The following is an 18697-nucleotide window of genomic DNA, read 5'->3' on the forward strand; positions in this document are numbered from 1 at the left end:
TGCGGTCCACCCGGCTAGGTCAGCCCTGTGGTTCGTCCGGCTCGTTGGTCTCGGCCAGAAGCTCCGACATCCGGTTCACGCGCCCGCGCCAGGTCGCCTCGAGCTCGTCGAGCGCGTCCCGAGCCCGCCGTACGGCGTCGACCTCAGTCCGCACGAGCTGCTCCCGCCCACTGCGTTCCTTGCTCACCAGCCCGGCCCGCTCCAACACGGCAACATGCTTCTGCACCGCCGCAAAGCTCATCGGATAACCCTCAGCCAACCGCGACACCGAAGCGGTCTCCACCAAGCACCGCCGCACAATGTCCCGCCGCGTCGCATCCGCCAACGCCTGCAGCAACCTGTCAACCACAACCTCATCTACAACCATTTGGTTGTACGTTAGGCCGACGCCACCCCCAGGTCAAGCACGTACGACGGATTCACAGCCCGCCGCGGACGACACCGCCGGGCTTCTCCCGCTCACCGCACCCAGGGCTCACTGCCGACCACATCCCGGACTCACCCGCCGAGGGTTCCCTCCCCAGGCTCACCACGTCAGCCCGGGAACTGGCGGCGCTGAGCCGGACCCGCGGCGGCAGCCGCGTGACGGCGGGCGGTAGCCCGCAGACGTGGGCGCTGAGCCCACCTGACGTGGGCGACAAGCCCACAGATCGCGGGCGGCAGCCCGCAGGGGAACGTCGGGCGGGCGGGGGCGCGCGTAGCGGACGCGACGAAGGAGTGTCTGCGTAGCCCGCCGGGGATGAACTACAGCCCGCCGGGAGATGAAAACTACACGCGGACCAGGCCGTTAGGGGTGTCGAAGACGGCGGCGACGAGGCCGGGTTGGCCGTTGGGGCCTACCCAGGCGACGTCTAGGTCGTCGAGGAGGTGGTCGGCGGGGTGGCCGATCCAGTCGGTGACGCGGACGGGGTCGCCGGCGATCTCGAGGGCGGTCAGCTTGATGCCTTTGCCGCCGACCGACGGGTGTTCGCTGAGGTCGTCCCAGTGGATGAAGAACGGGAGTTGCGGGTCGGCGATCAGGCCTTTCACGCCGATCTGCCGCCAGGTCAGGTTCACCCCGTCGGGCCGGTGCCGGTTGCCGGGGACGGCTTGGCGGCCGAGGCGTTTCTCCATCCGCTCCATGTCGCGGACGGCCACCACCCAGCCGAGCCAGCCGCCGCCGAGCTCCTTGCGGGCGCGGACCGCCTGACCGAAGGGGGCCTTGTCAGAGGCAGGGTGGTCGAGGACGTCGACCACCTCGATGTAGCGGTCGTTCTCCAGCGGCAGGATGTGGTTGACCGTGCCGAAGCGCGGGTGCACACCGCCGTCCACGAAGTCCGCTCCGAGCAGCGCGGACAACCGCTCGATCGTCGCACGGCACCCATCGGGTCCGCACGCGTACGACAGATGATCCAGACGCATGCCAGTCATTCTGTCCTCACCCACCGACAGTCGCCGCGCGGGGGGTGTGTCGCTAGGGTCGGACCATGCGTACGGTCGTCATCGGAGGCACGGGTCATATCGGCACTTATCTCGTTCCGGGGCTCGTGCGCCTCGGGCACGAGGTCACGGTGCTCAGTCGCGGCGAGCGTTCGCCGTACCAGTCGGACGCGGCCTGGAAACAGGTCGAGCTGATCCAGGTCGACCGCGCGGCCGAGGACGCCGCCGGCACTTTCGGGCAGCGGGTCGTCGACCTGCAGCCGGACGTGGTGATCGACCTGATCTGCTTCACCGAGGACAGCGCGCGGCACCTCGTCGAGGCGCTGGAAGGAAAGATCCAGCACCTCCTGCACTGCGGCACGATCTGGGTGCACGGCCCGAGCCAGATCGTCCCGACCCGGGAGGACGCGCCGCGCAAACCCTTCGGTGAGTACGGCGTGCAGAAGGCCGCGATCGAGTCGTACCTGCTCGGCAAGGCCCGTCGCGACGGGCTGCCGGTCACGATCATCCACCCCGGTCACATCAGCGGGCCGGGCTGGACGCCGATCAACCCGGCCGGCAACGTCGACCTCGGCGTCTTCGAGAAGCTTGCCCGGGGCGACGAGTTGGCGTTGCCACATTTCGGCCTGGAGACCATCCACCACGTCCACGCGGCCGATGTCGCGGGAATCTTCCTGGCCGCGCTGTCCAGCCACTCGACCGCGGTCGGCGAGTCCTTCCACGCGGTCGCCGACGGCGCGATGACGCTGCGCGGGTACGCCGAAGCCGTGGCGAACTGGTTCGGTCAAGAGGCCGAGCTGAAGTTCATGTCCTGGGACGAGTGGTGCCACACCGTCACCGAGCAGGAAGCGGGGACCACGCGGGACCACATCCTGCACAGCCCGAACTGCTCGATGGAGAAGGCGGCCCGCCTGCTCGGCTTCCGGCCGCGCTACTCCGCTCTCGAGACCACCCTCGAAGCGATCGGCTGGCTCGTCGAGAACGGCAAGATCACTACTTAGAGGCGGGGTGCGGCAGCAACGGCCGCGCCGCCTCCAGGTGCTGCTTGCACAGGTCCGCGAGTACGTCGTAGGCCTTGTGACCCATCAGCGTCTGGAGCTCGACCTTGCTCGACTCGAACACGGCCTCGACGCCGATGTGCGCCTCGGTGTTCCCGGTGCAGTACCAGTCCAGGTCGTGTCCGCCCGGACCCCAGCCGCGCCGGTCGTACTCGGCGATGCCGACCTCGGTGTACGTCGTACCGTCCGGGCGCTCGACCTCGCGGAACGTCCGGCGGATCGGCAGTTGCCAGCAGACGTCCGGTTTGGTCTCGACGAAGTGCACGCCGCGCTTGAGCGCCAGCCCGTGCAGCGCGCAGCCGGCCCCGCCGGGGAAGCCGGGGCGGTTCAGGAAGATGCAGGCTCCGTCCCAGACGCGGGTCTTGCGGTCGCCTTCGTCGTCGGTCTCGACCCAGCCGTTCTTGCGGCCTTCCTTGCGGAACTCCCAGTCGTCCTTGGTGAGCTCCTTGACGTACGCCTTGACCCGTTTCTCGTCGTCGGCGTCGGAGAAGTGCGCGCCGAGGGTGCAGCAGCCGTCGTTCGGCCGCCCCTTGTAGATGCCCCGGCAGCCACCGCCGAAGATGCAGGTCCAGTTGGACGTCAGCCAGGTCAGGTCGCAGCGGAAGACCTGGTCGGGGTCGTCGGGATCGGTGAACTCGACCCACGCGCGGGGAAAATCGAGAGAAACCTCAGGCACTTGGAAAGCGTACGCGCCAAACCCGCACAACTGTGAACGACGACTCCGGAACACGCTGGTACTCCGGGAGTCCAGTAGCGTGAGGGTATGCGGCTCGGCGTACTCGACGTGGGATCCAACACCGTCCACCTGCTCGTGGTGGATGCGCATCGCGGTGCCGCGCCGTACCCGGCGTACTCGCACAAGACCGAACTGCGGCTGGCCGAGCACCTGGACAAGGACGGCAAGATCGCGCAGTCCGGGTCCGACGGGCTGGTGTCGTTCGTCAAGGAAGCGGCCGAGCTGGCCGAGGACAAGGGTTGTGAGTCGGTGCTCGCGTTCGCCACCTCGGCGCTGCGGGAGGCGCCGAACGGCGAGAAGGTGCTGGACCGGGTCCGGGCCGAGACCGACACCGAGCTGCAGGTGCTGAGCGGCGAGGACGAGGCCCGCCTGACCTTCCTGGCGGTACGGCGCTGGTTCGGCTGGTCGTCGGGTCGCCTGGCGGTGTTCGACATCGGCGGTGGGTCGCTGGAGATCGCGGCCGGGTCCGACGAGGAGCCGACGGTCGCCGTCTCGGTGCCGCTCGGCGCCGGCCGGCTGACCCGGGAGAGCCTGACCACCGACCCGCCGGACAAGGACGAGGTCCGGGCGCTGCGGAGGCGGATCCGGATCGAGATGGCCGCGGTCGCCGGTCCGGTACTGCGGGCCGGCAAGCCGCAGCGTTCGGTCGCCACCAGCAAGACGTTCCGCTCGCTGGCCCGGATCTGCGGCGCGGCGCCGTCGGACGACGGGCCGTACGTGCCGCGCGGCCTGGACCGGGACGACCTGGCCGAGTGGGTGCCGAAGCTGATCAAGATGTCCGCCGCCGAGCGCGCCGAGCTGCCCGGGGTGTCGGTCGGCCGGTCGTCCCAGCTGCTCGCCGGCGCGATGGTCGCGGACGCGGTGATGGACCTGTTCGACCTGCCCGCGCTCGAGGTCTGCCCGTGGGCGCTCCGCGAAGGCGTCATCTTGTCCCGGCTCGACCAGCTGCAACCCCGATAGGCTCCCGATGAACACCAGCAAGACCGCGCGGATCGGCCTGTCCACCGCCTCCGTCTACCCCGAGTCGACCGCCAGCGCGTTCGAGCTCGCCGCCCGGCTCGGGTACGACGGTGTCGAGGTGATGGTCGGCATCGACCCCCTGAGCACCCAGATCGACGCGATCCAGCGGCTGATCGACTACCACCAGCTCCCGGTGCTCGCGATCCACGCTCCCTGTCTGCTGATCACCCAGCGGGTCTGGGGCACCGATCCGTGGGGCAAGCTCGAGCGCAGCGCCGAGGCCGCGAAGGATCTCGGTGCCGACGTGGTCGTCGTCCACCCGCCGTTCCGTTGGCAGCGCGACTACGCGCGGGGCTTCGTCGAGGGGATCGCCCGGCTCGAGGCGGAGACCGGGGTGATCTTCGCGGTCGAGAACATGTACCCGTGGCGCGCGCCCGGCAAGGGCCTGCAGGCGTACGCGCCGAGCTGGGACCCGACCGAGCAGACCTACGCCCACACCACGCTCGACCTGTCGCACTCGTCGACCGCCGAGCAGGACTGCGTCGAGCTCGCCGCGACCATGGGTCGCACCCTCAAACACATCCACCTCACCGACGGCACCGGCTCGGCCAAGGACGAGCACCTGGTGCCCGGCCGGGGAACGCAGCGGGCCGCGGACCTGCTGAGCGGCCTGGCCAACCAGGACTTCCGCGGTCACATCATCATCGAGATCAACACCCGGCGCGCGACCAGCCGGTCCGAGCGCGAGGTCGACCTGGTCGAGTCGCTCGAGTTCACCCGCAAACACTTCGTCCGTTCGTCCCGGCGTACGTCGTTCGCCGTCACCCCGGAGGGCGAGATCTCGGAGCTCACCCCGTGAGTACCCGTCGTACGGCGGACTCCACGCGCCGGCGTACTTCGGGGGCAGCGGGACGGCCCGGGCGGCGGCCCGGCGGCCCCGACACCCGCGGCGAGATCCTCCGTGCGGCCCGGGAATCCTTTGCGGACAAGGGATTCACCGCCACCTCGATCCGCGCCGTCGCCCGCGAGGCCGGCGTCGACGCGGCCCTCGTGCACCACTATTTCGACAGCAAGGACGAGCTGTTCATCGAGGCGATGTCCATCCCGGTCGACCCGCGCCAGATCGCCGCGCACATCCTGGACGGACCGCGGGAGGAGCTCGGCCGGCGGATCGCCACCGTCTTCCTCGGGGTGTGGGAGTCGACCGAGGGACAGCAGCGGATGAAGGCGATCTTCCGCAGCGTGGTCAGCAGTGACGAGGTCGCCCGGGTGATGCGGGAGGGCATCACGCAGCTCATCATCCAGCCGGTGTCGCGGGCGATCGACGTACCCGACGCGCATCTCCGCGTCAGCCTGGTGGCGACACAGCTGATCGGTCTCGCGATGGCCCGCTACCTGGTCGAGCTCGAACCGGTGGCCGGCGCCGACGTACAGACCCTGATCGACCGGCTGGCTCCGGTGCTCCAACTCCACCTGACGGGCTGATGGATCTCCCCACCGACCGCGAGATTCTCGCGCTGCACCGCGAGGCCGCTCCCACCCGCGAGGCCTTCGAGTCCGTGCATCCGCACTGCATTCTGGTCTGCCAGATCGCCGAGCAGTTGTTCGACGGTCTGGACGTGGATACCGATCTGGTCCGCGCGGGTGCGCTCCTGCACGACATCGGTGTCTACCGGCTGTACAGCCCGGCCGGTGAACTCAACACGGTCGAGTATGTGCGGCACGGCGTACTCGGGCATGAACTGCTCGCGGACCTCGGCTTTCCCGAGGAGATCTGCCGGTTCGCGTCCCGGCACACGGGCGTCGGCATCACGCGGGACGACGTACGTCGTCAGTCGCTGCCCATTCCCGTCGACGACTATCTGCCGGCCTCCCGTGAGGAGGAGTTGGTGATGTACGCCGACAAGTTCCACAGCAAGCGCACGCCACCGGTGTTCCAGACCGCCGACACGTACGCCGCGAGGGTCGGGCGCTGGGGTGCGGACAAGGTCACGGCCTTCGCCTCGCTCCGCGCCACCTATGGCGACCCCCACCTCGCCGCGCTGAGCGAGTCCAGCGGGCACGCCGTCATCTGACCCTCCCTCGATCTCGCTGTTCCCCGGTCTTGCCAAGTGGTGCCCGCGGCGCTAAATTCATCACATGATGAAAAACGCGGTGAGTTGCCGGGACGTCGTGGTGGTGCGCGGCGACCGGGAGGTCCTGCACGGGGTCGGGTTCGATCTCCGGGCCGGGACGGTGACCGGACTGCTCGGGCCGTCCGGCTGTGGCAAGACGACGCTGATCCGGGCGATCGTCGGCCTGCAGGCTCGAGTGACCGGCGACGTCTCCGTCCTCGGGTCGCCCGCCGGTGCGCCGAAGCTGCGCGGGCGGATCGGGTACGTCACCCAGGAGCCCAGCGTGTACGGCGATCTCACCGTCACGGAGAACCTCCGCTTCTTCGCCGCGGTGCTCGGAGTCCCGGCCGCTGACGTGGACCGCGTGATCGACGCCGTGGATCTGCGCTCGCATGCGGACGCCCGGGTGGACCGGTTGTCCGGTGGGCAGCGGTCGCGGGCCTCGCTCGCCGCGGCCCTGCTCGGGAATCCCGAACTGCTCGTCCTCGACGAACCGACCGTCGGCCTGGATCCCGTGCTGCGGCGCGACCTGTGGAACCTCTTCCACACGTTGGCGGATGCCGGTGCGACGTTGCTCGTCTCGAGTCACGTGATGGACGAGGCTTCGCGTTGCGACCGCCTGCTCCTGATGCGCGACGGCGACCTGCTCGCCGATGACACTCCGCAAGCCCTGCTCGACTCGGTCGGTACGGACGACATCGAGCAGGCGTTCCTCACCCTGATCGAACGAAAGGCTGGTGCGCGATGACGCCCCGGGTCACCTTCGCCGTCGCCGCCCGGGTGCTCGCCCAGTTGCGGCGCGACCACCGCACGGTGGCGATGCTCATCGTCCTGCCGGCGTTGCTCGTCAGCCTGATGTGGTGGATGTTCGTCGACTCCCCGAACGCCTTCGACCGCTTCGGCGGACCGTTGCTCGCGGTCTTCCCGGCGATCGTCATGTTCGTCGTCACGTCGGTCGCGACCCTGCGCGAACGCTCGACCGGGACGCTGTCGCGTCTGTTCACGATGCCGATGGGAAAGTTCGACTTCCTCCTCGGCTACGCGCTGGCCTTCGCCCTGATCGCCGTGGTCCAGGCCGCCGTGGTCGTGTCGATCGCCTTGTACGCCTTGGATCTCGACATCCAGGGTCCCGCGTGGCAACTCGGCGTCGTTGCCGTCCTGGACGGCGTACTAGGCACAGCCCTGGGCCTCTTCGCCAGCGCCTTCGCCGCCACCGAGTTCCAGGCCGTCCAGATGATGCCCGCCGTGATGATCCCCCAGATCCTGCTCTGCGGCCTGCTCATCCCCCGGGACCAGCTCCCCTCCGTCCTGCACGCCATCAGCGACGTACTCCCGCTCTCCTACGCCGTCGACGCCGTCATCGGAGTTGCCCAAGGCAACGGCTTCACCACCGGCACCGGCACCGACGCCCTGGTAGTCCTGGCCTTCATCCTCGCCGCCCTGGGCCTAGGCGCCGCCACCCTGAAACGCCGCACGCAGTAACCCATGCGTAGCGGGCGCGTGGGTTGGACGGGTTACCCGGCGAGGTGGGAGACGTTGTGCCAGGCGGGGTCGGGGGTGGTGGTGACGGTGACTCGGCCGTGGGGCCAGCCGGTGGTGGCGGCTTTGAGTTGGGCGCCGGCGGGGGTGGTGCCGTCGGTGTAGTAGTGCAGGATCCGGGTGCCGGCGGAGGTTTCGTGGGCGAGGAGGTTGCCGGAGCCGCCGAGGCGGTCGGTGAGGTGGTCCTCGAAGCTGCGGAGCTCGTCGAGCATCTCGGCCTCGGGCAGGCCGTCGTCGCGGACCACGGGGTAGCCGATCGAGACGGCGACGTGGGTGTCGAGGTGCGGGCGGCGGATCGAGCGGAGTGGGTACTCGGCGGTCGCGATCAGCCGGTGTCCGTCGCGCGTACCCTCGAGCATCTTCCACGCCGGGCTGCCGTCCTCGAGCGTGTGCTCGGCCGCGAACCCGGCGACCTCCGGCAGCAGCGCCTCGATGGGCCGGGCGTCGGCCGGCTCCGAGGCGAGCGTCTCGATGGCGCCGACCCAGGTCTCCACCATCTCCTCGCCGAGGACCAGGTCGAGGATCAGGAAGGTCACCCGCCGCTGGACGTCGACCGGCAGTTCGGGAAAGACGGGATGATGTACGCCGACGTGGATCGAGGCGGCATCGGGTTCGACCGACACGACGGCCTCGTCGACCGGGATCGGCGGCAGGCCGTCGAAGCGGATCGTGAACGCGGGCCCGGGCCGGCGCAGGTCGGCGTACTCCCAGGTGGGGTCCGACGGCGGCGCGGCACGCAACCAGCGGCGGGCGACGGCGCGGTGTGCCGGGTTGCCGGCGGCGGTGACGACCAGGACGTGCTCGGCGTGCAGGCCTGGACCGAGCTCCCACTCGAGGTCGGGGTGGATCTGCCCGATCCGCTCGGTCAGGGCGGTGCTCGTCTCGGCCGGCTCCTTCCGGGCGATCGAGTCGGCGACGACGCCGGCCCCGGACTCGGACCACCACGACCAGAACGCGCCGATCGGGTCGGCCTCCACCACGGTCCGTCGGCGACGCTTGAAGATGGGCATGCCCGCATCCTTCCTGACGAGGGGTGCGAGCACCGACCGTGACCGAACCAGTCAACCCGGTGGTGTGGTCCCCGCCACACGATTAGGGACGGTTCGGTTCACGCGCGTAACCTGCTGACACCACTGGCAGAGAGGAACACCTAGTGCTTCGGCGAGTCCTGCTGGGCATGTCCCGCAGCCCCCAGATCAAGAAGGCCGTGTCGTCGCTCCCGGTGTCCAGTGGCATCGTGGCGCGGTTCGTGGCCGGCGAGACCGCTCCGGAGGCCGTGCTGGCCACCGAGAAGCTGGTCAGCAACGGTCTGAACGTCACGCTCGACCACCTCGGTGAGGACGTCACGGACCTGGCCGCCGCGCAGGCGACCGCGGATGCGTACCTCGAGCTGCTCCGCAAGCTGGCCGAAGCCGGCCTGACCAAGAACGCCGAGGTCTCGGTGAAGCTGTCCGCGGTCGGCCAGGCGCTGCCGGGCGACGGCGAGAAGATCGCGCTGGAGAACGCGCGGACCATCTGCCACGCGGCCCGCAACGCGGGTACGACGGTCACCCTCGACATGGAGGACCACACCACCACCGACTCCACCCTGGGCATCCTGCGCGAGCTGCGCCAGGACTTCCCGGAGACCGGCGCGGTGCTGCAGGCGTACCTGCGCCGGACCGAGGGCGACTGCCGCGACCTGGCCCACGCCGGATCCCGGGTCCGGCTCTGCAAGGGCGCGTACAAGGAGCCGGAGTCGGTCGCGTTCCAGGAGAAGCGCCAGGTGGACAAGGCGTACGTCCGGGCGATGAAGATCCTGATGAACGGCGCCGGCTACCCGATGATCGCCTCGCACGACCCGCGGCTGATCGCGATCGCCGGCTCGCTCGCCGAGCGCGCCAACCGCCAGCCGGGCAGCTACGAGTACCAGATGCTCTTCGGGATCCGCCCCGAGGAGCAGCTCCGGCTCTCCGGCCTGGGCCACACCATGCGCGTCTACATCCCGTACGGCGAGGACTGGTACGGCTACCTGGTCCGCCGCCTCGCCGAGCGCCCCGCCAACCTCCAGTTCTTCGCCCGCTCCCTGATCAGCAAGAAGTAGTACGCCGCCCGCCTGCCGGGCACGCGGGTTCACCGCGGCCCCGGATCAGTAGTCTGTTGGGCATGACTAGTCAGGTGGCCATTCTCGGGGCCGGTGTGATGGGGGAGACGTTGCTGTCCGGGCTGATTCGGGCCGGGCGGCGACCGGAGGAGCTCCTGATCACCGAGCGCCGGGAGGAGCGTGCCGCCGAGCTGCGGGAGCGGTACGGCGTCGACGTCGTGTCCAACGTGGACGCGGCGGCCAAGGCGGACACCCTGGTCCTGGTGGTGAAGCCGCAGGACATGCCGGATCTGCTCGGCGAGATCGCCCCGGCGGTGCGCGCGTCCCAGACCGTGGTTTCGCTGGCCGCGGGGATCACCACCGGCTTCATCGAGTCCCGGCTGCCCGAGGGCGTGGCCGTCGTACGGGTGATGCCGAATACGCCGGCGCTGGTCGACGAGGGCATGGCCGCGATCTCCCGCGGTGCGCACTGCGACGAGAGCCACCTCGAGCTGGCCGAGAGTCTGCTGGCCGCGACCGGCCGGGTCATCCGGGTGCCGGAGAAGCAGCAGGATGCGGTGACCGCGATCTCGGGGTCGGGTCCGGCGTACCTGTTCTTCGTCGTCGAGGCGATGATCGAGGCCGGCGTTCACATGGGCCTGCCCCGTGCCACCGCGTCGGAGCTCGTCGTCCAGACCGTCGTCGGCTCCGCGAAACTGCTGCGCGAGACCGGGGAACACCCGACCGTCCTGCGCGAGCGCGTCACCTCACCAGGCGGTACGACGGCCGCGGCGATCCGCGAACTGGAGGACCACAAGGTCCGCGCCGCCTTCCTCTCCGCGATCGAAGCCGCCCGCAACCGCTCGCGCGCTCTGGCCGCCGAATAACACCTCTCCACCAGCTGGCGTTATTGTTGGCGCCGCAGTTTCCTGCCGTGTTCGAGGGATGAGTCGACTATGGTCCCGCCCATGGGTAATGGTTCGGTCGATCCGGCCACCGCGCCTGCACAGCAGCAGGAGGAGGTGCCGCCGCTGCCGTGGCGAGTGCCGCTGGATCCTGCGCCGTGGTGGGCGTGGGCGTTGTTCGTCGCGCCGTTCATCGTCGTCCCGGCGCTGAACTCCTGGCTGTGGATGGGTGCGCGCGACATGCTCGCGGTCGGCCTGCTGACGATCATCGGCGCCTCGGTGGTCCGCGTCGCCGGTGGCGTCGTGCTCTACCGCGTCGAGCTGACCGCCACCGCCCTCAAGGCCCGCACGAGCATGCTGATCCGTAGCCTCGCCTGGCAGGACGTCGACAAGATCGAGATCGGCGACGACAACGTCGTGCTCAGCCGCGGCCAGGACGAGAGCGAGATCAACGGCATCCCCAAGGACCGTGCGGCCGAGGTCGGCGCGGTGATGGAGGCCATCCGCCGGCAGGCCGACGGTACGCCGGTCCGCCGCCACCGCCCGCGCCCCGGCATCGGCGCCCTCCTCGTCCTCACCTACCTGATCCTCTCGATCGGCGCCTTCCTCCTCCGCTGGCACATCGTCGTCTAGCCCAGCCAAGGCCCTTCGCCCGCCACCCGGTCCACGGTGATGCGGGCGATCATGCCGGTGTCCCAGATGCCTTCACCGAAAGGGAACTCGGGCACGCCGAGGTAGCGCTGCGACAGGCGATCCATCAGCGCCTTGTAGTCCGCCGGGATCCCCGGCCCTTCGAGCTTCGCCGTACCGCGCAGAACCAGGTACTGCGTGATCCCGCGAGAGCTCACCTGGTCGTCCTGGACGAGGAGCGTCACCCGCGGGTCGCGCCGCAGGTTGCGGGCCTTGCGGTGTGGCTGCTGGATGCCGACCACGATCTCGTCGCCGTCGCGGGCGGCCCAGACGAGTGAGGCCTGCGGCGAGCCGTCGGGGTCGATCGTGACGAGGGTGACGTCCTTGGGTTCCGTGAAGAGTCGATGGGTGTTTGCGGGGAGGCCGGTCATGCCGAGGACGGTAGCCAGCGCCGTGGGAACCGCTGGGTACCCTGGTCAGCCGTGGATGGTTTGGATCCCGGCAACGTCTTCCTCGCCGACTGCCCGGCCCGCCTGGCGGTCGAGGTGATCGCCGACAAGTGGGCCGTGGTCGTCCTGTGGGGCCTGAACGAAGGACCACGGCGGCACTCGGAGCTGATCACGCTGATCGGCGGCATCTCGAAGAAGGTGCTCACCCAGACCCTGCGCAGACTCCAGGCGAACGGCCTGGTCACCCGCACGGACCACGGCGGCGTCCCACCCCGCGTCGAGTACGAGCTGACCGACCTCGGCCGCACGCTGATGGGCCCGATCCGGATGCTCACCATGTGGGCAGAGGAGAACGGCGAGGCCGTCCTCGAGGCGCAGGAGAGAGGATGACGTCATGGACTTCTCTTTGTGGCCCGCGGCATCCAGGACCTGGTCGGAAGTGCTCGAAGGCGCCGAGTACGCCGAACGCACCGGATGGCACGGGGTCTGGATAGCTGATCACTTCATGCAGAACGGCGACGACCTGTCCGTTCCCGTCAACGAAGCCTTCGCCCTGCTGGCCGGGATCGTCGCCCGGACCGAGCGGGTCCGGGTCGGCTCGATGGTGCTCGGCAACACCTACCGGCATCCCGCGGTCGTCGCGAACACGGCGGCGACGATCGACCAGATGAGCGAGGGCCGGTTCGTCCTCGGCATCGGCGCCGGCTGGCAGGTGAACGAGCACGAGGTCTACGGCATCGAGCTGCCGCCGGTGCGCCCACGGCTGGCCCGGTTCGAGGAGGCCTGCCAGGTGATCAAGGGCCTGCTCACCCAGGAGCGCACCACCTTCGACGGCACCTACTACCAGCTCGCCGGCGCCCCGCTCGAGCCGAAGCCGGCCCACCTGCCGATCCTGATCGGCGCCGCCGGCGAGAAGGTTGCCCTCGGCATCGTTGCGAAGTACGCCGACGAGTGGAACCACTGGGGTGACCCGGCGCTGGCCGCGCAGAAGGGCGAGGTCTTCACCGCGCACTGCGAGCGCATCGGCCGCGACCCGAAGACGGTCCGCCGGTCCGCGCAGACGATGCTGGAGGTCGTCGTACCGGGTGACTCCGAGGCGGCTGAGCGCAAGGAGCGGCTGGAGAGCCGGGGCGGGCACGTGATCATGGGGTCGGCGCAGGAGGTGCTCGACAAGGTCGCGCAGTACCCGGCGGCCGGAATCGACGAGTTGCTCGTGCCCGACGCGTTCCTCCGCACCGGCAACCGCCGGTTCGACGCGCTCGAACGTCTTCGCGAAGAGGTTTTCGCCAAGATCTAAAGGGACAGCGTCGCGAGCACCGGCCAGTGGTCGCTGGGCAGCCGTCCGTCCGGGCGGTAGTGGGAGACGGCTGCCTCGACCACTGTCCACTCGGCGCTGACCAGGATGTGATCGATCCGGTCGTCGTCCTCCGCGCCGGTGAAGTCGTGCCAGCTGCCGCCGGCCTCGATCGGTACGGCGAGGCGCAGGCCGGACTCGGCCAGCGTCTTGAGCGGCAGCGAGTCCGGTGTCGCGTTCAGGTCGCCCATCACGATCCACGGCAGGTCGCCGGCGGTCCAGCGAGCGATCAGCCGCGAGGACTGCAGCTGGGCGACCTCGCCGGCGTGGTCGTAGTGCGTGTTCGCGACGGCGATCGTCGTACCGTTCTTGTGCCGGAGCCAGACCAGGGTCGCGATCCTGGTCAGGTCCGCGTCCCAGCCGACGGATCCCGGCGTACCGGGGTCGTCGGACAGCCAGCGGGTCTCGTGCTTCTCGACGCGCCAGTCGCCGGGCCGGACCAGGACGACGGAATGCTCACCCGCGTTCATCCCGTCGTCCCGGCCGACGCCGACGATCTCGTGTTTCGGGAACCGCCAGCGCAGGTACTCGAGCTGGTCGGGCAGCACTTCCTGCAGCCCGACCACGTCCGCGTCGAGGAGCTCGATCGCCGCCACCGTCGCGTTCCGCCGGACCGGCCAGGCGTTGTCGCCGTCGGGTGCGGAGGAGTTGCGGATGTTGAAGGTGGCGACGCGAATCTTCATGGGGCCGATCCTGCCAAACCCATGGCTCGCACCGCCGCCTGGAGTCGGGGTGCACTGGTGTCGATGGCCCGATCGCGGCCCTGGGCGAGCAGGGTGTCGATCGCGCCCGGGTCGGTCGCGAGCCGCGCGTACTCCTTCTGCAGCGGCTCGATCACGGCCAGGACCGCGTCCGCGACGTCCTGCTTCAGTGCGCCGTACGACGAGTACGAATCCGCCAGCCGGACCGGATCGCCGTCGGTGCAGGCGGCCAGGATCTCGAGCAGGTTGGTGACTCCGGGCTTGGCCACCTCGTCGTGGCGGACCTCGTTCTCGGAGTCGGTCACCGCGCGCATGATCTGCCGGCGGATCACGTCCGGCGGGTCGAGCAGCCGGATCGTGCCGATCGCCTCGTCGGCGTCGGACTTACTCATCTTGCTGGTCGGATTGGCCAGATCCTTGACCCGGGTGGCGAACGCGGCCTTGGCGAGCTGCGGTACGACGAAAGTCTCGCCGTACTCGCGGTTGAACCGGATCGCCACGTCCCGGGCCAGCTCGACGTGCTGGTCCTGGTCGCCGCCGACCGGGACGCGCTCGGCGCCGTAGAGCAGGATGTCCGCGGCCATCAGGCAGGGGTACGTGAACAGCGAGGCCCGGGTCATCGGCCGGCCCTTGCCCTTCTCCTTGTACTGGATCATCCGGGAGAGCTCCCCGACGTACGACGTACATTCCAGGAGGTACGCGAGTTGGGCGTGCGCGGGGACGTCGGACTGGACGAACACAGTGCCCTCGGGGACGCCGGCCGCGAGCATCAGCGTCGCGAACTCCCGGGTGAGTGCGGCGAGCCGGCGCGGGTCGTGCTTGGTGGTCATCGCGTGCAGGTTCGCGACGAAGTAGAACCCGTCGGGGTCGGTGAACCGGCGCAGGGCGCCGAGGTGGTTGCCCAGCGTCAGCCGGCCGGACGGTGTGATACCGGATAGCGATGTCATGACTGTTCCTCTCGGTGGTGTGGGCGCCCCAGCCGAGAGAGGGCATCAAAAAGGCCGCCTCGGCGAGGCGGCCTCTTGGATGCGTGTGAACGCCGGGTGACCGCCCTAGGCGGCCCACCAGCTCTGCAACAAGTTCGTGTTCACACGTCTAGCCTAACTCATCGCTGTGTCAGCGCTTGGACGATCAGTTCGTTGCGGGCGTCCTGCCCGAGCGGCACCGTCGGGTGAACGCCGTCGCGAAGGTAGTTGAGCAGCCGGTACGGCTTCACCCAGAGCCATTCGGCCCAGCGGATGACGTGCAGGTTCGGGTACTTCTTCTGGGCGTCGTACATCTGCATGTTGAGCCAGGAGCTGTTGCGCTGGTCGGCCAACTGCACGGTCGCGGTCTGGGCTTTGCGGACGGCCTGGATGTTGACCCAGAACAGTGTCCGGGTCGGGCCGACGATGCTCATCGCCCGGTCGATCTGTGCCGCGAACTTCGGCGGGTCGAAGATGTCGTTGGACCCGCTCGCCATCAGGATCCGGCGCGGCAGTCCGTACGCCGACGCCCACTGCTGCAGCGCGTCGACCGCGCCGGAGGTCGGCCGGCTGGACCAGTTGTTCACCGCCATCTGGCTGCCGTCGCGGTTCAGCAGCCGGATCGCCAGCGCCTTGCCGTCCTGGACGGAGATGCTGTCGCCGAACATGTAGACGCCGTTGGTCTCGCGGACGTGCTGGATCTGCGCCGTGGTCGAGATGGCCCGGGTCGCGTTGGCCCAGGAGCCGAGGGTGCCGGAGCCGTACAGGCCGCCGGACGTGGCGGTGGTGGTGCTGGTGGTGGCCGTCGCGGCCAGGGTCGGGACGGCCACGGTCGACGCGGCCACAGCCGCCCCCGCCGTGAAGATTTGCCGTCGGTTGGGTTTCAACGAGCTCAAGCGCTTCCTCACGGGAAGGAACTGTGGGGCCTGGACATCGATCCGCGCAAGTCCGATTCTCGCCGTTGCAGGAACGTGCAACGGGCCGCTGGGCGAGCCGGGACAGAGTACAGGACTAGACCGCCTTTGTGACCCTCCGCAACCGATTTGCCCTCGGGTTTTGCGTGTTCCTGCAAATCTTGTAACGCCTTGCAGTCCTTGAGCGATGAAGCATCTGTCGGACCAACGCCTGTGGAACGGGCCGGCGCGGCTCAGGAGGGGTGTCGCGCCGCCCGTGTCCACGTGCGGGTCCGTCGGGGCTTCGGGACGGGGTCATGCAGTCGGCACCGGACTGAGGTCAGGCATCGATCAATGCGGTGATCAGCGGGCCTGCCACCGCCATCACCTCGTCCGGGTCGGAGTCCAGGCCGTCCAGCCGGACCAGATGCCGCCCGATCACGAGCCCGAGGGTCAACGCTCCGATCACTCCGGAACGCAGTACGGCGTCCTCGCCGGGCAACTGCGCCGCCACCTGACGCTGCTGCGCGGTGATCGCCGACCGGACCTCGTCGGCCGCCTCGGGGTGACTGAACATCGCCCGCAACGCGGCCAGCGCCACGGACGGCTCGTCCGCCAGTTTCTGGGTGAGGCCGGCCGTCAACTGCTCGGCGATCTGCTCCGGCGAACCCTCGATCGGCCCGTCCGCCGGGATCGCCGATGCCTGGGCGAACAGCTTCTCCTTCGACCCGAAGTACCGCATCACCAGACCGGGGTCGCTGCCGGCCGCCGTCGCGATCGCGCGGATCGTCGTCCGGTCGTACCCGTGCTCGCCGAACAACTGCCGCGCCGCCGTCAGGATCCGCGTCTCGGTCCGCTGCCGCTGCTCCACCCTCGTCGCCATCGTCTCAGTCTACGCATGTTGACTGAAGTCTCGTGACGGGTCTACGGTTTCAGTCAACGCCTGTAGACTGAAATGAGGAGAGATGATTCACGCGATCGTGCTGACGTTCCTGGCCGGATTGATGGGCACGAACGGCATCCCGCACTTCGTCCAGGGCATCAGTGCCCGGGAGTACCCGAACCTGACCGGCAACTCGCCGACCCGGAACGCCGTCGGCGGCCTCGGCGCGTTCGCGATCGCCGGCGCGCTGACCGCGTGGGCGCACGTCGGCGCGCACCCGTGGGCCGCGCTGATCGCCGCCGCCGTCGGCATCCTGGCGATGACCGTCTTCCACGCCCAGCGAGGCGCTTACCGATTGAGCGCCCGGTTTGGCAAACCACTTCCTGGGATTTGACGGTTAAGGTCGGTTCATGGACGAGCGGAGCGAGTTCATCAACGAGCACAGCAGCAAGGCTCATCCGCGCCCGGAGCGAAGCGAGGACGCGGATGAGCGGTGAGGCGATGCTGGTGTTCGACGACGGACTGACGGCGTACGACTTCGGCCGCGGGCATCCGATGAGTCCGATCCGGGTGCAGCTCACGATCCGGCTGGCGAGTGCGCTCGGCATACTCGACGAGCTCAAGGTCGTGCCGGCGCCGATGGCCGACGATGCGCTGCTGGAGACCGTGCACACCGCCGAGTACATCGCCGCGGTCAAGCGGGCCGGCGACGACCCGGACGGCTCCGATCCGGTGCATGGGCTCGGCACCCACGACACCTACTGCTTCCCGCGGATGCACGAGGTCTCCGCGCACATCGTCGGCGCGACCGTCGAGGCGGCTCGAGCGGTCTGGGAAGGCGATGTCCTGCACGCGGCCAACATCGCCGGCGGCCTGCATCACGCGATGCCCGACCGGGCCAGCGGATTCTGCGTCTACAACGATCCCGCCATCGCGATCCAGTGGCTGCTCGACCACGGTGCGGAGCGGATCGCGTACGTCGATGTCGACGTGCATCACGGGGACGGCGTACAAGCGGCGTTCTACAACGACCCGCGGGTCCTCACGGTCAGCCTGCACGAGTCGCCGACCACGCTCTTCCCGGGCACCGGCAGTGCGGGGGAGACGGGTGGACCGGACGCAGAGGGTACGGCGGTCAACGTGGCGCTGCCACCGGGGACGGGGGATGCCGGTTGGTTGCGGGCGTTCCACGCGATCGTCCCGGACGTGGTGAAGGCGTTCCGGCCGACCGTGATGGTGACGCAGCACGGCTGCGATTCACATGTCGAGGATCCCCTGGCCCACTTGACGAAAACGATCGACGGGCAGCGTGCGGCGTACCTGGCCCTGCACGATCTCGCGCACGAGGTGGCCGGCGGGAAGTGGATCGCCACGGGTGGTGGCGGGTACGCGATCATCGACGTCGTCCCGCGGGCCTGGAGCCACTTGCTCGCGATCGTCGCCGGCAACCCGATCGACCCGTTGACGCCGGTGCCGGAGGCGTGGCGCGAGGAGATCCAGCTCCGGTTCGCCCGGGTCGCGCCGCTGCGGATGACCGACGGCCGGGACGCGACGTACGTCGATTGGTCCACCGGCTACAACCCCGACACCTGGCTCGACCGCGCAATCAAGGCGACACGCGACACCAGCTTCCCTCTTCTTGGTCTCGATCCTTCGTATTGAGTCACAGAAGTCCCCCTCTTTCCCATTCGTACCAACAGCCACTACGCTCGTTGCATGCACGGACGGAGGTGCCGGAGGGGAAGCCGGCGCACGATCCGTGCTGGAAGTGCGGTGCGCAATGGCATCAAAGAAGTCCGGTGGTGAGCAGCCGCTCGCCGAGGTGAAGTTCCTGACCGTGGCGGAGGTCGCCACGGCCATGCGCGTGTCCAAGATGACGGTGTACCGCCTGGTGCACTCCGGTGAGCTGCCCGCGGTGCGGGTGGGTCGTTCGTTCCGGGTTTCGGAGGACGCCGTGCACGACTACCTCAAGGGCGCCTTCTTTCAGGCCGGATAACCACGAGAAGCCGAGGCGGCCGGATCCCTCTGG

General features: G+C 69.2%; 24 protein-coding genes. 15 read left to right on the forward strand and 9 right to left on the reverse strand.

Annotated elements, in window-relative coordinates; all coding sequences use genetic code 11:
* Positions 1-19 precede the first annotated feature (19 nt).
* Positions 20-241 (reverse strand): hypothetical protein, encoded by a 222-nt coding sequence (locus ACZ6O0_RS32220; RefSeq protein ID WP_465768775.1) that lies wholly within the window; start codon positions 239-241, stop codon positions 20-22.
* Positions 242-768: 527 nt separating this feature from the next.
* A complete protein-coding gene (locus ACZ6O0_RS32225) occupies positions 769-1401 on the reverse strand; it encodes a VOC family protein (RefSeq protein ID WP_465768776.1) in 633 nt (210 codons plus the stop codon).
* A gap of 65 nt (positions 1402-1466) precedes the next feature.
* Between ACZ6O0_RS32225 and ACZ6O0_RS32230 the strand changes: the two genes are divergently transcribed.
* Complete coding sequence (locus ACZ6O0_RS32230; RefSeq protein ID WP_465768777.1) at positions 1467-2420, forward strand: NAD-dependent epimerase/dehydratase family protein; 954 nt, start codon at positions 1467-1469, stop codon at positions 2418-2420.
* Here ACZ6O0_RS32230 and ACZ6O0_RS32235 read toward each other — a convergent pair.
* Positions 2413-3153, reverse strand: a complete 741-nt coding sequence (locus ACZ6O0_RS32235; RefSeq protein ID WP_465768778.1) for a DUF3109 family protein — start codon at positions 3151-3153, stop codon at positions 2413-2415. The genes ACZ6O0_RS32230 and ACZ6O0_RS32235 overlap by 8 nt on opposite strands.
* Positions 3154-3240: 87 nt before the next feature.
* Between ACZ6O0_RS32235 and ACZ6O0_RS32240 the strand changes: the two genes are divergently transcribed.
* The 6 genes from ACZ6O0_RS32240 (at position 3241) to ACZ6O0_RS32265 (ending at position 7769) form a co-directional block, all read left to right on the forward strand.
* Positions 3241-4173, forward strand: coding sequence for a Ppx/GppA family phosphatase (locus ACZ6O0_RS32240; RefSeq protein WP_465768779.1), 933 nt, complete (start codon positions 3241-3243; stop codon positions 4171-4173).
* A 7-nt stretch (positions 4174-4180) separates the two neighbouring features.
* Complete coding sequence (locus ACZ6O0_RS32245; RefSeq protein WP_465768780.1) at positions 4181-5032, forward strand: sugar phosphate isomerase/epimerase family protein; 852 nt, start codon at positions 4181-4183, stop codon at positions 5030-5032.
* On the forward strand, positions 5029-5658 hold the full coding sequence (locus tag ACZ6O0_RS32250; protein WP_465768781.1) for a TetR/AcrR family transcriptional regulator: 630 nt from the start codon (positions 5029-5031) through the stop codon (positions 5656-5658). The genes ACZ6O0_RS32245 and ACZ6O0_RS32250 overlap by 4 nt, the downstream gene beginning before the upstream one ends.
* Positions 5658-6248, forward strand: a complete 591-nt coding sequence (locus ACZ6O0_RS32255; RefSeq protein WP_465768782.1) for an HDIG domain-containing metalloprotein — start codon at positions 5658-5660, stop codon at positions 6246-6248. Before ACZ6O0_RS32250 ends, ACZ6O0_RS32255 begins: the two co-directional genes overlap by 1 nt.
* 64 nt (positions 6249-6312) lie before the next feature.
* Entirely contained in the window at positions 6313-7035 is a 723-nt protein-coding gene (locus tag ACZ6O0_RS32260; protein ID WP_465768783.1) for an ABC transporter ATP-binding protein, read from the forward strand.
* Entirely contained in the window at positions 7032-7769 is a 738-nt protein-coding gene (locus tag ACZ6O0_RS32265; RefSeq protein ID WP_465768784.1) for an ABC transporter permease, read from the forward strand. Before ACZ6O0_RS32260 ends, ACZ6O0_RS32265 begins: the two co-directional genes overlap by 4 nt.
* 32 nt (positions 7770-7801) lie before the next feature.
* On the opposite strand, the gene ACZ6O0_RS32270 is transcribed toward ACZ6O0_RS32265, so the two are convergent.
* The gene (locus ACZ6O0_RS32270; protein WP_465768785.1) at positions 7802-8836 is read right to left on the reverse strand and encodes a DUF695 domain-containing protein; all 1035 of its coding nucleotides are present in this window, start codon (positions 8834-8836) and stop codon (positions 7802-7804) included.
* A gap of 143 nt (positions 8837-8979) precedes the next feature.
* Here ACZ6O0_RS32270 and ACZ6O0_RS32275 point away from each other — a divergent pair, with 143 nt between their 5' ends.
* The 3 genes from ACZ6O0_RS32275 (at position 8980) to ACZ6O0_RS32285 (ending at position 11426) form a co-directional block, all read left to right on the forward strand.
* Positions 8980-9909 carry a proline dehydrogenase family protein gene (locus tag ACZ6O0_RS32275; RefSeq protein ID WP_465768786.1) on the forward strand — a complete coding sequence of 310 codons (930 nt, stop codon included), beginning with the start codon at positions 8980-8982 and terminating at the stop codon, positions 9907-9909.
* Between the two features lie 62 nt (positions 9910-9971).
* Positions 9972-10775, forward strand: coding sequence for a pyrroline-5-carboxylate reductase (gene proC / locus ACZ6O0_RS32280; RefSeq protein ID WP_465768787.1), 804 nt, complete (start codon positions 9972-9974; stop codon positions 10773-10775).
* Positions 10776-10856: 81 nt separating this feature from the next.
* Positions 10857-11426 carry a hypothetical protein gene (locus ACZ6O0_RS32285; protein ID WP_465768788.1) on the forward strand — a complete coding sequence of 190 codons (570 nt, stop codon included), beginning with the start codon at positions 10857-10859 and terminating at the stop codon, positions 11424-11426.
* On the opposite strand, the gene ACZ6O0_RS32290 is transcribed toward ACZ6O0_RS32285, so the two are convergent.
* Positions 11423-11854: a TIGR03618 family F420-dependent PPOX class oxidoreductase gene (locus tag ACZ6O0_RS32290; protein ID WP_465768789.1), complete on the reverse strand. Its 432-nt coding sequence runs from the start codon at positions 11852-11854 to the stop codon at positions 11423-11425. The two genes, ACZ6O0_RS32285 and ACZ6O0_RS32290, sit on opposite strands and share 4 nt — an antisense overlap.
* Positions 11855-11905: 51 nt before the next feature.
* Between ACZ6O0_RS32290 and ACZ6O0_RS32295 the strand changes: the two genes are divergently transcribed.
* Entirely contained in the window at positions 11906-12262 is a 357-nt protein-coding gene (locus ACZ6O0_RS32295) for a winged helix-turn-helix transcriptional regulator (RefSeq protein ID WP_465768790.1), read from the forward strand.
* A 4-nt stretch (positions 12263-12266) separates the two neighbouring features.
* On the forward strand, positions 12267-13169 hold the full coding sequence (locus tag ACZ6O0_RS32300; RefSeq protein ID WP_465768791.1) for a TIGR03560 family F420-dependent LLM class oxidoreductase: 903 nt from the start codon (positions 12267-12269) through the stop codon (positions 13167-13169).
* On the opposite strand, the gene ACZ6O0_RS32305 is transcribed toward ACZ6O0_RS32300, so the two are convergent.
* The 4 genes from ACZ6O0_RS32305 to ACZ6O0_RS32320 all read right to left on the reverse strand — a co-directional run bounded on the left by ACZ6O0_RS32305 (position 13166) and on the right by ACZ6O0_RS32320 (position 16668).
* On the reverse strand, positions 13166-13909 hold the full coding sequence (locus ACZ6O0_RS32305) for an endonuclease/exonuclease/phosphatase family protein (protein WP_465768792.1): 744 nt from the start codon (positions 13907-13909) through the stop codon (positions 13166-13168). The genes ACZ6O0_RS32300 and ACZ6O0_RS32305 overlap by 4 nt on opposite strands.
* Complete coding sequence (gene trpS, locus ACZ6O0_RS32310; protein ID WP_465768793.1) at positions 13906-14874, reverse strand: tryptophan--tRNA ligase; 969 nt, start codon at positions 14872-14874, stop codon at positions 13906-13908. Before trpS ends, ACZ6O0_RS32305 begins: the two co-directional genes overlap by 4 nt.
* Positions 14875-15032: 158 nt before the next feature.
* A complete protein-coding gene (locus ACZ6O0_RS32315; RefSeq protein ID WP_465768794.1) occupies positions 15033-15737 on the reverse strand; it encodes an SGNH/GDSL hydrolase family protein in 705 nt (234 codons plus the stop codon).
* A gap of 388 nt (positions 15738-16125) precedes the next feature.
* Complete coding sequence (locus ACZ6O0_RS32320; RefSeq protein ID WP_465768795.1) at positions 16126-16668, reverse strand: TetR/AcrR family transcriptional regulator; 543 nt, start codon at positions 16666-16668, stop codon at positions 16126-16128.
* A gap of 82 nt (positions 16669-16750) precedes the next feature.
* Here ACZ6O0_RS32320 and ACZ6O0_RS32325 point away from each other — a divergent pair, with 82 nt between their 5' ends.
* From ACZ6O0_RS32325 to ACZ6O0_RS32335, 3 genes are all read left to right on the forward strand, one after another.
* Entirely contained in the window at positions 16751-17062 is a 312-nt protein-coding gene (locus ACZ6O0_RS32325; RefSeq protein ID WP_465768796.1) for a hypothetical protein, read from the forward strand.
* Positions 17063-17154: 92 nt separating this feature from the next.
* Positions 17155-18330, forward strand: a complete 1176-nt coding sequence (locus ACZ6O0_RS32330) for an acetoin utilization protein AcuC (RefSeq protein WP_465768797.1) — start codon at positions 17155-17157, stop codon at positions 18328-18330.
* Between the two features lie 118 nt (positions 18331-18448).
* A complete protein-coding gene (locus ACZ6O0_RS32335; protein WP_012923942.1) occupies positions 18449-18664 on the forward strand; it encodes a helix-turn-helix domain-containing protein in 216 nt (71 codons plus the stop codon).
* Positions 18665-18697: the final 33 nt, after the last annotated feature.

The organism is Kribbella sp. NPDC048837, from assembly GCF_055586945.1.